Here is a 13,917-nt window from a genome sequence, read left to right on the forward strand (position 1 = left end):
TACTGCTGCCACAAATATATTCGCCTCCGCCAATGGTGATACTGATATTGACCTTGAATGGACCAATGGAAGTGGATCAGGCAGATATGTGGTCATTAACACTGTCAACTCTTTCACCAACCCAGTGGATGGAACGGCAATACCTGCTTTTAATCCTGTTTATACAGGCTCCGGTGAGCAGGTCGTATATGCAGGCCCCGCGAATTCCGTTACGGTTTCTGGTTTATTACCCTGTACGGAATATTATTTCAGGGTTTTTGAATATAACTGCTCAGGTGTTAACTCTAAGTACTTTACTCCAGCAGCTGCCAATAATCCTGTAGCAGTTTCGACTTCTAATGTGAATCTGCCGGCTGATTTTACGGTTAGCGGTCAATCTGCTTATTGCTCTAATGACCCCAACGTAGTTATTAACCTGAGTGGTTCTGAATCGGGGGTTAACTATCAATTAATGCTGGATGGTACCGCTGTTGGTTCTTCAATGCCCGGTACCGGCGCCGCAATGATCTTTACTTATTCACCCCTCACCGCTGGGACCTATACCATTGAAGCTGTTGATGGAATCTTTGCCAGCTGCTCTGCTACCATGCCAGGTTCTGTTGTGGTAACCATAAGCCCCTCCCCTGCTGACCCACTTACAGCTATTGCCGACAGGACCAACATTTGCAGCAATGATGGTGGGAATATCACTTTAACATCAACCGGAGGAAGCGGTTCAACCTTTGAATGGTATTCAGGGACCTGCGGAACCGGAACACTGGTAGGAAGTTTACAATCGGTTACTATTCCTGCTCCCACCACCACCACTACTTACTTTGGAAGATGGACCACCCCTACCTGCGGGAATAGCGCCTGCCTTTCAGTTACCATTAATGTCGATCCGGCACCTTCAACCTCCAATGCCGGCCCTAACCAGGGGATTTGCGGCAGTTTGAGTGCCACCTTAGCTGCTACAGTGCCAACATCAGGAACTGGTGCATGGAGCACACAGTCCGGCCCGGGAACCATCACCTTTGCTAATATTAACCAGAACAATACAGGAATCACTGCTTCTGTAATCGGGATTTACACCCTGGTTTGGACCGTTTCCAATGGATTAGTCTGTACCCCCAGTACCTCCACCGTTGAAATCAATTTCAGTAATGCCCTCACGGTAACAGCCAGTTGCAATACTCCGATATGCAGTGGTGATGATATCTTTCTTTATTCTGACATTGCCGGTGCCACCTATTCCTGGACCCATCCGAATGGCTTCACCTCCAATCAGCAAAATCCGGTTATTACCGGCTCAACGATGGCTGATGCCGGCACCTATACCCTTGATGTTACTAATATCCCCGGTGGATGTCCAAATACCAGTGATACTACTAATATTGTCATTAATGAGTCACCCACGGCCCCAACCTCATTGGCATCAAATCCGGCAGGAATTTGTGCCGGCAGCGGTGGTAATATCATTCTCACCTATACCGGGGGAGTGGGAGATACACTGCATTGGTATGAAGGAAGTTGTGGTGGCACTCATCTTGGAGTCGGCAACAACCTTTCTATCCTTGCACCTGTAGCTACCACAACCTATTTTGCGCAATGGGCAAGCAACCTCTGCGGAGTTTCTACCTGTGAATCAGTAACTGTTACGGTTGAAAACCCTCCTTCGGCAGCAAATGCCGGATCGGATCAATCCTTATGCGGGGTTACCAATACTACGCTTGCAGCCGTCGTACCCTCACCCGGAACCGGAACCTGGTCGACGGTTTCAGGGCCCGGAACCATAACATTTGCAAATACAGCAAATCCATTCAGCGCAGTCTCTGCCTCATCGATGGGGATGTATATTTTGAGATGGACAGTTTCAAACGGCACTATTTGCCCTGCAAGCACCGATGATGTCAATATTGAATTCAGTAATGCCATTTCAGTTACGGCAGGTAGTAATTCCCCTGTTTGTGAGAATGATACGATCTTTCTGACCTCAAGCATTGCCGGTGCCACTTATGCATGGTCAGGACCCGGTGGATACTCATCAAACCTTCAAAACCCGGTGATTCCAAATATCACATCAGGTAATTCAGGAATATACACTGTTTCTGTGACGGCTATTCCCGGAGGCTGCCCTCCCACTAACGGAAGCATTACAGTGAACGTGACGCCTAAACCAGCAACTCCGGCCATTACTTCCGTTAATATTGCCGGGAATGCTCAGAATGTGTGCCAGGGAACATCTCAAAACTATTCTATTACCCCTCCGACTGCCGGTTCATCCTATCTCTGGACACTTACCGGTCCGGGGGGTACCATGACAACCGCTTCCAATCTGAGTCAAATTTCCATCAACTGGAATACGGTTGGCGGACCCTCTGTTGTTTCAGTCATAGAAACTGCATCTTCCGGCTGCCAGGGCGACCCACAGATACTCAATGTCACTGTTATGGCACCTCCTACCATCATGACAATGGATACAACAGGGGCTACCAATGGACAGAACAACGGCACATTGAATGCTACGGCTTCAGGTGCTGCTCCTTTACAGTATTCAGTGGATGGTGGACTTTGGTCTAATTCAGGCTTATTTAACACTCTGCTTCCAGGCAATCATACCCTGCAGGTGAAAGATGCCAATGGCTGCATAAGTACAGGCAATTTCACCATTAATAATATTTTTGTCGGAATGACCTTCAATGGCGGTACAGCATCTGCCTGCCCTGGCAATACAGTATTGGTACCTGTTTATGCCACCGGATTCAGTAATATCAGGAGTTTCGACCTTTGTTTATCATACGATAACAGTATCGCCGGCTTTATTCAAACCAGTTCCCTGCATAGTTCACTCAGCGGCACAACTACCGATGCCTCTGTGCCGGGCAACCTGCACCTTACCTGGGATGGAACCTCCAATGTGACCATCAATAACGGCGACCTGCTTTTCAATCTTGAATTCACCGGGTTACAGTCAGGAATCGCCAATGTGAACTGGAATGATTTTCTGCCGGGAATTTGCGGAGTATTCGACCAGAATAATATCGCACTGGTTACGAATTTTATTCCCGGGAAAGCTACTTTCTATCAAACACCACAGGCTATTATTTCCGGTGATACTGACTTATGTCTGGGAGATCCCCTTGATCTGACCGCCGAAGGTGACACCCTGACTCATCAATGGACTTTACCCGATGGTACTTCATTTATAGGGCACCGAATACAACAACCCTCTTCTGTTATTGCTGATGAAGGGAAATACCTTGTGGTAGCAACCAATACTTTAGGTTGTGACAGTCGTGACTCAGTCCAGGTGGCAGTTCACCCAATTCCTACAGTTAGCCTGGCTCCTGCCGACAGTGTTTGTACAGAAGCAGAAAATATTCTTACTCCCGGAAATGCCTTTGCGTCCTACCTATGGCCCGATGGCAGCGGTAATCCTACATACCTTGCCCCGGGTGAAGGCGTATACTGGGTGCAGGTGACTGATGCCTCCGGATGTATAGCCAGGGATACCGTCAGCCTGATCATTTGTCCTGCTGCACTGTATGTCCCAACAGCATTTTCTCCTAATAGTGATGGCCATAACGATTCCTTTAAAGCCAGGTATAGTGATGTGGATGTACTTGAAGGATTCAGGCTTGTAGTTTATGACCGATGGGGGCAATTGCTCTTTGAATCAAATGATATAGAACTGGGATGGGATGGGAAATTCAAAGGGGAATATTGTCCTACTGGTGTTTATACTTATGTCATTTTCTTCAGGAAGCCTGAAGGTAAAACCATCTCACAGGAAAGCCCATACCGGGGACTGATCACGCTTGTGAGGTAAAATCTCTGACCGAATACTGCAATTTCCAGAAACTGTAGCTCTTGTTCCACCGGGCAATCATTTATCTTTGTCCTCACAAAGCGCTGGTTTAATTCTTATAAAATGTTAAGGTTCGCATTTCCACTTTTCATCCTTTTTTCTTCAATCTTTTCCCCTGCTGCCCAGTCGCAGAATACTTCCATTGGTGGTGAATTAAAAATATTTCATGCAGGGAGTCTTTCTGTTCCAATGAAAGAAGTGACAACTGCCTTTAATAAACAATATCCTAAGGTGAAGGTCTTGCTTGAATCAGCGGGTAGTGTAGCATCAGCCAGGAAAATAACAGACCTTAAAAAACCTTGCGATATCATGGCTTCTGCCGATTATGCCGTTATCGACAATATGTTGATCCCGGAGTATGCCGACTGGAACATCAAATTTGTCAGTAATGAACTCTCCATTGTTTACAGTGAAAAGAGCCGTTATGCATCTCAAATCAACAACAAGAACTGGTTGGATATCCTGATGAAGGAGGATGTCGCTTTTGGCCGTGCCGATCCGAACTCTGACCCATGTGGTTATCGTACAGTTATGGCCTTGCAGCTGGCTGAAAAACATTATAAAAAGCCCGGCCTTGCAGCAAAATTCCTTGCAAAAGACCTTAATTATATGCGCCCTAAGGAGGTGGACCTGATTGCTTTACTGGAGACAGGTTCAATAGATTATATCTTTCTGTATAAGTCAGTTGCCATTCAGCATCAGTTAAAATATGTCACCCTGCCCGACCAGGTGAATCTGAAAAATCCTGCGTATTCGAATCTCTATGCTACCGCTAAAGTGGAAATCAATGGAAAAGCACCAGGCAGCAAGGAAACGATGACCGGTGAACCTATGATCTACGGAGTTACAATGCTCAAAAATGCCCCAAATAAAGCCGCAGCCCTGGCTTTCCTGAAATTCCTGTTGTCAAAGGATCAAGGCATGAAGATCATGCAGAAAAACGGACAGCCTTCTGTGATTCCGATGGAGAATGAGCATTTTGACCGACTGCCCAAAGAACTGAAGGTTTTTGCAAAGAAGAGTAAATGAGGGGCTACTTTAAAAATGTCCCCCTCCTCAATCCCCCTTTTGAAAAGGGACGATAATGCAGTCCCCTTTGCAAAGGGGGGTCAGCTCGTGGCTGACGGGGATTGCCCCGGTGCAGGGTGATACCTTTTGGAGGAGAATTCTGCTTGAGTAACCTCCCCTTTCAAGGGCCTTGGCGGGGTGAGGTTTGGAAGGCTTTGAGTTAAATCCTTCAAATCCCCCTCAATCCCCCTTTTCCAAAGGGGGACGAGATTTTGCTTCAATAAAAAGGCTTCCGGGGAGGTAAATTCGCTCAAATCCCTCTCAACCGCCCTTTTTCAAAGGGGGACAATTAAACTAATAAGAAATTATGCTTTATATTTATCACACTTTCCGAAAGACCACTCATTTCTAAATTTCTAAATTTCTAAATTCTCATATTAACCCCCATGAACCACAACACCCCACTCATTTCCTGGCTGCTTGAAGGGGATGTATCCATACAATACCAGGTATATCAAGATCTATTGGGAGAACACAGGCCGGAACTGCAGGATCGTATAGCAACAGAAGGCTGGGGAAAGGCAATCCTGGATCAGAGGCACAAAAACGGGCATTGGGGATTGGGGTTTTACCAGCCAAAATGGACCTCTACCCATTACACCTTACTGGAATTGAGAAACCTTCGGATATCGCCCCATATTCCACAAATCAGGGAAAGCATTGACCAGGTTGTTCTCATGGAAAAAGGGCCGGATGGAGGGATCAATCCTTCCGGGAGCATTTCCCAGAGCGATGTGTGCATTAACGGGATGTTCCTGGATTATGCCTGCTATTTCAGAACCGATCAGGAGGCTCTCCGGTCAGTGATTGATTTTGTTTTAGGTCAACGACTACCGGATGGAGGGTTTAATTGCCGGTTCAACCGTTCAGGTGCGAAACACAGTTCGCTGCATTCCACCCTATCGGTTGCAGAAGGACTGGCCTGTTACGAAAAGAACGGCTATACCTACCGACTAGAGGCAGTTAAAGAAGCAAAGCGGAGTGCAGAGGAATTCATGCTGATGCATCATTTATTCAAGTCCGATAAAACGCATGAAATCATCCATCCCTCCTTCCTGAAATTCCCCTACCCTGCCCGTTGGAAATACGATGTCATGAGGGCTCTGGACTATTTCAGGTTCGCGGAGCATTCTCCTGATTCAAGAATGCAGGAAGCCCTGGATATAATCATTTCAAGGCAAAACCAGCAGGGACAGTGGAAATTGAATGCACCTTATCCCGGCAAAGTCCATATAGTGATGGAGAAATCAGGACAAGCCAGTCGCTGGAATACACTGAGAGCATTAAGAATCATAAATTACTTCTGCAAATAATCTCAAACTGCTCTTATATTTGCATTTCTGGTAGCATGAAATGATGGGATCTTTAAGCCCAGCTTACAGTCCTGCACCTGGCTGATGAATATGAACCGTCCGAACCTTTTTCACTCTTTTTTCCTGCTACTGGGCGGACTGGTTATTCTGTTCATTCTCGCCCCCTTACTGGGTATGTTCTTCGCCACCACACCAGAGCAAATATTCACCACGGCAAAGGAAGCAGAGGTACGCGACAGCATCTGGCTAACCCTTTGGACTTCCATGTTTGCCACCCTCCTTTTTGCTGTTGCGGCCATCCCTTTTGCCTATTTACTGGCAAGGAAGTCGTTTCCGCTGAAGAAACTGGTCAGTGGAATCATTGATATCCCGGTAGTGATCCCGCATTCAGCAGCTGGGATTGCTATCCTGGGCTTTGTATCAAGGGATACCTGGCTCGGACAAATGGGTTCTGCCGTAGGGTTGAACTTTGTAGGATCAGCAGCGGGAATCATTGTTGCAATGGCATTTGTGAGCATTCCATACCTCATCAATGCAGCCAGGGATGGATTTTTAGGGGTACCGGAACGGCTGGAAAAAGCAGCTTTATCACTGGGAGCTTCACCATTGCGGGTATTCATGACCATTTCCCTGCCCCTGGCCTGGCGAAATATCCTTTCCGGACTCATCCTGATGTTCGCCAGGGGAATGAGTGAATTTGGAGCGGTGGTAGTGGTGGCTTATCACCCGATGATCACCCCTGTCCTTATCTATGAACGATTTGGAGCTTTCGGATTAAAATATGCAAGGCCTGTATCGGTCATTTTTATCCTCATCACTCTTGCAGCATTTATCCTGCTCAGGTCATTATCCAGCGAAAAAAAGCTGAGAAAGGAAGCAGGTGAATAATCCTCTTGAGAAAGTTCCATTATTGCGCCTGGAGGGGATCTCCCGGCAATACGCCTCATTCTCGCTTAAAGAAATCGATTTTTCGATCCATGAGGGAGATTACTTCATCCTGCTGGGGGTTTCCGGGGCCGGAAAATCAATGATCCTTGAAACCATTGCAGGACTGGTAACTCCTGATTCCGGAACCATCCGGAAGAACGGACTCGATATTACAAACGAGAGTATTCAGAACCGGAAAATAGGGATCGTCTTCCAGGATCATGCCGTCTTTCCTCATATGAGTGTTTACGAGAATATCCTTTACCCAATAAAAAAGAAGATTCATAACAAATCTGAAAAGGATCAGCTGGTCAAAGAAATTGCCGAAAATCTTGGAATCAGGGGATTATTGAACAGGAAACCCTCTACCTTGTCAGGAGGAGAATTACAAAGGGTGGCACTAGCCCGTACACTGGTTCAGAAACCGGATTTGCTCCTCCTGGATGAACCCCTGGCTTCCCTGGATATAAAGCTCAAAACAGACCTTAGGAGTACCTTAAGAAGGCTTAACAAGCAGGGACAGACCATCATCCATGTGACTCATGATTATGAAGAAGCCATTTCCCTTGGAAACAGGATTGCTGTGATTCATGATGGCAGGATACTTCAATATGGTACTCCTGAAGAAGTCTTTCATCATCCCAGGTCAGAATTTGTTGCCCATTTTACCGGTGCCAAAAATTTCTTCAATGCAAGATTCAGCAGTGGAAGCCGGGAAGCATCTGTTACCGGCAAACTGATTATCCAGACTTCCTCAGATACCCTGCAGGAGGAGGGATTCATCCTGATCAGGAGTGAGGATATATTTCTTTCAGAAACGCATGTAGAGACCAGTGCGGTCAATCAGTTTCAAGGGACTATTTTGGAGATGGTGCCTACTCCCGGCGGATTTGAAATCAAGCTGGATATCGGAATTACATTGTTTGCAGCTATTACCAGGGAATCAGCTCAGAGAATGGGGCTGCATGAATCCATGACATGTTTCGCCTGTTTCAAGGCATCGGCTGTGAGAATCATTGATTAGCTTCTACCAGTTCCTGTTTGTTTCTTCTATCAACTGAATGGACCTGGATTTCCCAAGGTACCGGTCGATGATGAAATGGGCCAGGTAAATCAAAGGAGTAAGCAATATTGCCAGCACCAGTTTATAGGAATACTGAATCAGGCCCACTTTCAGCACCTGTTCCAGGCTCCAGTTCCCCAGGAAATAAAAAGCGATGACCAGGATTACAAAACTATCGATGAGCTGTGAAATAGCGGTTGAACCCGTTGCCCTGAGCCACAGGTATTTATGGCCGGTCAATTTCCGGAAATAATGAAATACGTAAGCATCCACCAGCTGACTAACGAGAAAAGCAGTTAAGGAGCCTACAATAATCCCCAATCCTTGCCTGAAAATGAGGGAATAGGCATAATCAATATTAAACTTGTTCCCTTGTGCATCCAGACCATTCAGATTTAACCAGAAATCGGCAGCTGGCATTTTGGTCCACCCAAGGATTATAACAAAACCATACCCTATCATCGCAGCAGTGAGGAAGCTGATTTTGCGCACCCCGCTCCTACCAAAATATTCATTCATTAGGTCGGAGATGATAAAAACCAATGGCCATATGAGTACGCCCACACTCATATTCAGGCTGATCTCAGACCCTAAAAACCGGAGATTCAGGGGAGCCATTCCCAATAATTTCTCCATTGAGAAGATCTTGACACCTCCAAATTCAGCTATAATGGCATTGGTGATAAAAAAAGCTGCCAATACCAGGAACAGGGTATTGCTGCGGTGGTGGTCGGAGCGGGATGATTTCAACATATGGAAAGATGCTTGATCAAAGGTAAGGAAAAATGAAGATCATTCCGATGTGAATAGCAATGGGACGATAAGCGTTATTGAAGTGTTTACTCTTCCTTTTTGATCCTGAAACTTCTCATGCCTTCCGGAGAGCTCAGCATAAGCATGAATTCCCCTCTCCTTCTTTTACATCCAATGCCCACGATCTCTGATGCCCCCTTGCCTATTTCACGGTCGAATAATCTTTTGATAAAAACACCATCAGTCCGATATAGTTCACCCACCACCCTGAGTGGCCTGGGCAGGGATAACAGTATTTTAAGCCGGGAGAGCGTCCTGTCGTATAAAACCAAGGTTCCATCGAAAGGATTCAGCTTGCAGGGTATTCCTGTTCCCGGGACATAGACTACACCCTGGGCCTCCAACAGCAAGCGTTCCAGGAAAGGATCCCAGTTCGTTCTGCCAGGGGCGTATGTATCCTGAACGCCATCCTGGTATAGTTCGGCAATAGTATGTACGAGGTTGCTGAGACCAGGCAATGATGACCTGGATTCTGTAGTTTGGTTCATAAAAGGGAGGTTAGCATAAATAGTGATCCCAGATAGACTTAAAATTACACTCTATCAGGAAAAACGAAAAACGTAATACCGTTTGGGGAAGAAAAGTATGAATTATAGAATTCAGGAGCCAGAATTCAGAATTCAGAATCCGGATGATATTATGAGCTGGCTCGGCAGATGGAACGCGGATCCGCCGGCTGGCGGACGGATCCTAACGCGGATTTAGGGATTTAATCCTCAGATTTGTATTCCTTTTCCGCCAGGATGAATTATTCACATTCGTGTACATTCATCCGAGCTTAGGTTTCGTGCAAATTCGTGGATTAAATTAACAAGGATTACAATTGTTTTATTTTTGCTTCCCTGTTTAGTTCAATTCAAATATTATGAGCACCCCTTACTTCGAAGGACAGACATTTTCGCATCAGAATCTCGCCGAAAGTCCCTTACAACAAGGAGAATATGAGGATTGCATCTTCAAAAACTGCGATTTCTCCAATTTTAACCTCTCCGGCTTCAGGTTCACCACATGCCGCTTCGAATCCTGCAACCTGAGCATGGTGAAACTCGGCAAAACCGCTTTCCAGGAGGCTGAATTTATGGATTGCAAAATATTGGGTGTGAACTTCAGCAGCTGCCACGAATTCCTGCTTTCTTTCAGCTTCAGGAATTGTATGCTAAACCTCTCCTCTTTCCAGAAACTGAAACTGAAAAAAATCCGCTTTTATAACTGCAGTCTCCAGGAATGCGATTTCACCGAATCCGACCTGCAGGAATGCCTCTTCGACCAATGCGACCTGCTCAGGGCTTTATTCTATCATACCAACCTCGAAAAAGCCGACTTCCGCACGGCCCTGCAATACTCCCTCGACCCTGAACAAAACCGCCTCAAAAAAGCACGCTTCTCTCTCGAAGGCGTCACCGGACTGCTGGATAAATATGGAATCCTTATTTCCTGAGTTGAAGATTGATTTAACTGCAAAAGAGTTTTTTAGCCACGAATGCACGAATCGGCTGGCGGACGAATAGATTTGTGTTCATTGTTGGACAGCCGGCGATTTGTCCGCCAGCCGGCGGATTTGTGTCCTTTTTCCTGCCCCCGGCACTTATTTAATTCGTGTGCATTCATCCACGACAGCGTTTCGTGCAAATTCGTGGATAAAATTTATCCCAAAAGAATAATCTCCCTCCTAATAATCAACCCAACCTCACAAATCAGTTATTCAGGCAAAGATTCAGGCATTTTATCATCTTTTTATATTCCGAAATGAATAAGAGGTTTTAGCTTTGCAGCTTCCTTCTTTCCTATTCCCTTTCAATTCCCACTTTTATGAATACTGACCATATCATCATCCGCAATGCCCATACGCATAACCTGAAAAATGTCAGCCTGGAGATCCCAAAGCACAAACTGGTCGTCTTTACCGGTGTGTCAGGTTCGGGGAAATCCTCCCTCCTGTTTCGATACCCTCTATACCGAAGCACAGCGACAGCTTGTAGAAACCTTCTCCACCTTCGCCCGCACCCGCATGCCTAAGCTCTCACGGCCCGATGTGGATGATATCCTGAACCTCTCCACCGCCATCGTCATCGACCAGAAACGAATGGGCAACAACCTGAGAAGTACCGTGGGTACCGCCACCGAAATCAATACCTACCTCCGGCTGCTCTACTCCCGACTGGCAAAGCCGTTTATCGGCCCTTCTTTCTACTTCAGTTTTAACCACCCGGAAGGGATGTGCCCCTTCTGCCATGGACTGGGGAAAGAAGTAAAAATTGACCTCGACCAGTTTCTCGAGAAAGACAAAACCCTCAGGGAAGGCGCTATTACCCATCCGCATTACAAAGTGGGTGGCTTTCTCTGGAAAGAGCTTATCAGCCTCAATCTCTTCCCTAACGATTTGAAACTGTCGGACTTCCCCAATGAAGAGCTGAATAAACTTCTATACTCAGAACCCTTTGCCATCAAGGATTCGAAATCAGTGCTCACCTATCAGCGCAATTTTGAAGGGATCGCAAGGAAACTGGAGAAATCGATTACCGCAAAAGCGGAAGATGAGGTGGCAGAAGAGGAAAAGAATGCCTATACCCGCTACTTTGTATACACTGAGTGCTCCCAATGCCATGGCTCGCGCCTGAATGAAAGAGCCAGGGGCAGCAAACTCAATGGTTTGGGCATGGATGAACTCTGCAGCCTTGAATTAACAGAGGTAAGCAACTTTCTCTCCACCATCGATGATGAGATCTCCAGGCCAATCCTGCGGAAAGCACGATTCCTGCTGGAACAGCTGATCGAAATCGGGGTTGGCTACCTTTCGCTCGAGAGGCCGGTCTCTACCTTGTCGGGTGGCGAATCGCAAAGGGTAAAAATGGCCAAACAGCTCGACTGCAACCTGGTGGACCTGCTGTATGTGCTGGATGAGCCTTCCATCGGGCTGCATCCCCGCGATACGGAGAAACTCCTGGCCATCCTGCACAGGCTCAGGGAGAAAGGCAATTCCGTTTTCGTGGTGGAACATGACCCCGATATTATCAGGGCAGCGGAATGGATTGTGGATATAGGCCCTAAAGCCGGAAAAGACGGCGGACAGGTAGTCTACAACGGTGAAGGAGCCGGCATCCTGCATTCAGAGGGCATCACAGGTAAATATCTTTCTGCAGCAAAGAAACCGGCCATGGCAAGGAAAAAGGCAGGGGAATATTATGAAATCACCCATGCCACTGCCCATAACCTGAAGAATGTCAGTGTAAAAATCCCGAAAGGGGTGCTGACCTGCATCACCGGGGTGGCCGGCAGCGGGAAAAGCAGTCTTATCCACGAATGTTTTGCCAAAGCTCATCCCGAAGCCATTGTGATCGACCAGCAAGCCATCGGGAAATCGTCCAGGGCGAATCCTGCCACCTTTATCGGTGTTTTCGACCTGATCAGGAAAGAATTTGCCCAGGCAACGAAATCGGAAGCTTCGCTGTTCAGCTTTAATTCAAAAGGGGCTTGTCCAAAGTGCAACGGACAGGGATTGCTCACCTTTGAGCTGCATTTCCTCGATTCGGTGAAGACGGTCTGCGACGAATGCGAAGGGAAACGATACCACCAGGAGGTGCTGGAGCTGAAATACCAGGGAAAGAGCATTGCCGAAGTGCTGGATATGAGTGTCGACCAGGCCATGGAGTTCTTCCGGGTGCCAAAGATCAATGCCCATCTGAAGGTGCTGCAGGAAGTGGGACTGGGTTACCTGCGGCTGGGACAAACCCTGAGCAGTCTTTCAGGTGGCGAGGCACAGCGGCTGAAGATCGCCGTGGAGCTGAATAAGAAAAGCAATATCTATATCATGGATGAGCCTACCACCGGTCTGCATATGTCGGATATCGACAACTTCTACCGTATTGTGCGCCAACTGGTGAACCATCAGAATACCGTGATCATTATTGAGCATAACCTCGAAATTATCCGTTATGCCGACTGGATCATTGATATGGGCCCTGAAGGTGGAAAGGCGGGAGGAGAGGTACTGTTTGAAGGCGTTCCGGAAGATTTGATTCTCTGCGCGGCTTCCTATACCGGGAAATACCTGAAAGCCATTCTCTGATTGGAGGAATAGCCGGTATTGACAGATTAGATTTCTAGAATTAGATTTCTTTGAAATGAAGATTGATTTAATCGCAAAAGAGCGTTGGTTCGGCATGATGGAACGCGAATAGCCGCGTGATTGTTTAACCCGGCGATTTGAGTCATTTGGGCCTTTTCATTCCCATAGATTCGTGTACATTCATCCGTGCCAGCGTTTCGTGCAAATTCGTGGATTTAAAAACTGCCTAATTCACTTACTTTTGCATAAAACAAGCATATTTATGAAAGCTTTCCTGGAATCGCTGGGACTCTTCAATGAGGCTGATATCAAAGAAATTGAAAGCATCGCGGAAAGGCGCATCCTGAAAAAGGGCGATTTCCTGATCAGGGAAGGCGAAATATGCAGGGAGGCAGCCATCCTCAGCAAAGGGATCTTACGCTCATTTTATTTATCCCCCACCGGGGAAGAAATTACCTACTGCTTCCTCTTCCCCACCTGTTTCGTGGCGGCTTATTCCTCGCTGATCACAGGGAACCCCTCCACGGAGAACCTGCAGGCGATAGCGGAAACCGAAGTGTATATCATCAGCAAAACGGAGCTCGACCGCCTCACCGATACCCATCCCGGCTGGCAGCGCCTTAGGATGAACCTGGCAGAGCAGCAGTATGTGGAGTTTGAAAAGCGGATCTTCTCCTACCAGAAGGAGAAAGCCCTGCAGCGCTATATCGACCTCCTGACCTACCAGCCCGAATATATCCGTCATATCCCCATGCAATACCTCGCCTCCTACCTGGCCATCACCCCGCGCCACCTGAGCCGTTTACGCAGGGAAGTGGTT

General features: G+C 47.0%; 9 protein-coding genes and 1 pseudogene. 8 read left to right on the forward strand and 2 right to left on the reverse strand.

Translation table 11 applies throughout. The annotated features are described in order from the left end of the window. The 5 genes from IPH84_17795 to IPH84_17815 all read left to right on the forward strand — a co-directional run. Positions 1-3,808: gliding motility-associated C-terminal domain-containing protein (locus IPH84_17795; GenBank protein MBK7175025.1), on the forward strand; the 3,808-nt coding region annotated here is incomplete at its 5' end. A 102-nt stretch (positions 3,809-3,910) separates the two neighbouring features. Next, entirely contained in the window at positions 3,911-4,876 is a 966-nt protein-coding gene (gene wtpA / locus IPH84_17800; protein MBK7175026.1) for a tungstate ABC transporter substrate-binding protein WtpA, read from the forward strand. 425 nt (positions 4,877-5,301) lie between these two features. Then, positions 5,302-6,228, forward strand: coding sequence for a hypothetical protein (locus IPH84_17805; protein ID MBK7175027.1), 927 nt, complete (start codon positions 5,302-5,304; stop codon positions 6,226-6,228). A 90-nt stretch (positions 6,229-6,318) separates the two neighbouring features. Beyond that, positions 6,319-7,116, forward strand: coding sequence for an ABC transporter permease (locus IPH84_17810; protein ID MBK7175028.1), 798 nt, complete (start codon positions 6,319-6,321; stop codon positions 7,114-7,116). After that, positions 7,109-8,179: an ATP-binding cassette domain-containing protein gene (locus tag IPH84_17815; GenBank protein ID MBK7175029.1), complete on the forward strand. Its 1,071-nt coding sequence runs from the start codon at positions 7,109-7,111 to the stop codon at positions 8,177-8,179. The genes IPH84_17810 and IPH84_17815 overlap by 8 nt, the downstream gene beginning before the upstream one ends. A gap of 3 nt (positions 8,180-8,182) precedes the next feature. On the opposite strand, the gene IPH84_17820 is transcribed toward IPH84_17815, so the two are convergent. Together IPH84_17820 and IPH84_17825 are read right to left on the reverse strand one after the other, a co-directional pair. Further along, a complete protein-coding gene (locus IPH84_17820; protein MBK7175030.1) occupies positions 8,183-8,971 on the reverse strand; it encodes a queuosine precursor transporter in 789 nt (262 codons plus the stop codon). Positions 8,972-9,057: 86 nt separating this feature from the next. Beyond that, positions 9,058-9,519: a hypothetical protein gene (locus IPH84_17825; protein ID MBK7175031.1), complete on the reverse strand. Its 462-nt coding sequence runs from the start codon at positions 9,517-9,519 to the stop codon at positions 9,058-9,060. Between the two features lie 377 nt (positions 9,520-9,896). Here IPH84_17825 and IPH84_17830 point away from each other — a divergent pair, with 377 nt between their 5' ends. The 3 genes and pseudogenes from IPH84_17830 to IPH84_17840 all read left to right on the forward strand — a co-directional run. Further along, a complete protein-coding gene (locus IPH84_17830; protein MBK7175032.1) occupies positions 9,897-10,469 on the forward strand; it encodes a pentapeptide repeat-containing protein in 573 nt (190 codons plus the stop codon). 371 nt (positions 10,470-10,840) lie between these two features. After that, a pseudogene (locus tag IPH84_17835) lies at positions 10,841-13,097 on the forward strand (excinuclease ABC subunit UvrA). Between the two features lie 262 nt (positions 13,098-13,359). Further along, on the forward strand, positions 13,360-13,917 hold a 558-nt coding region (locus tag IPH84_17840; protein MBK7175033.1), incomplete at its 3' end, for a Crp/Fnr family transcriptional regulator.

The sequence above is a fragment of the Bacteroidales bacterium genome (assembly GCA_016707785.1).
In the GTDB taxonomy this organism is placed as follows: Bacteria; Bacteroidota; Bacteroidia; order Bacteroidales; family UBA4417; genus UBA4417.

Excerpts from the sequence above, each read along its gene's own strand:
- IPH84_17825 (MBK7175031.1), bottom strand. The coding sequence starts at position 9,519 with ATGAACCAAACTACAGAATCCAGGTCATCATTGCCTGGTCTCAGCAAC.
- IPH84_17820 (MBK7175030.1), bottom strand. The coding sequence starts at position 8,971 with ATGTTGAAATCATCCCGCTCCGACCACCACCGCAGCAATACCCTGTTC.
- wtpA (MBK7175026.1), top strand. The coding sequence starts at position 3,911 with ATGTTAAGGTTCGCATTTCCACTTTTCATCCTTTTTTCTTCAATCTTT.
- IPH84_17805 (MBK7175027.1), top strand. The coding sequence starts at position 5,302 with ATGAACCACAACACCCCACTCATTTCCTGGCTGCTTGAAGGGGATGTA.
- IPH84_17810 (MBK7175028.1), top strand. The coding sequence starts at position 6,319 with ATGAACCGTCCGAACCTTTTTCACTCTTTTTTCCTGCTACTGGGCGGA.
- IPH84_17830 (MBK7175032.1), top strand. The coding sequence starts at position 9,897 with ATGAGCACCCCTTACTTCGAAGGACAGACATTTTCGCATCAGAATCTC.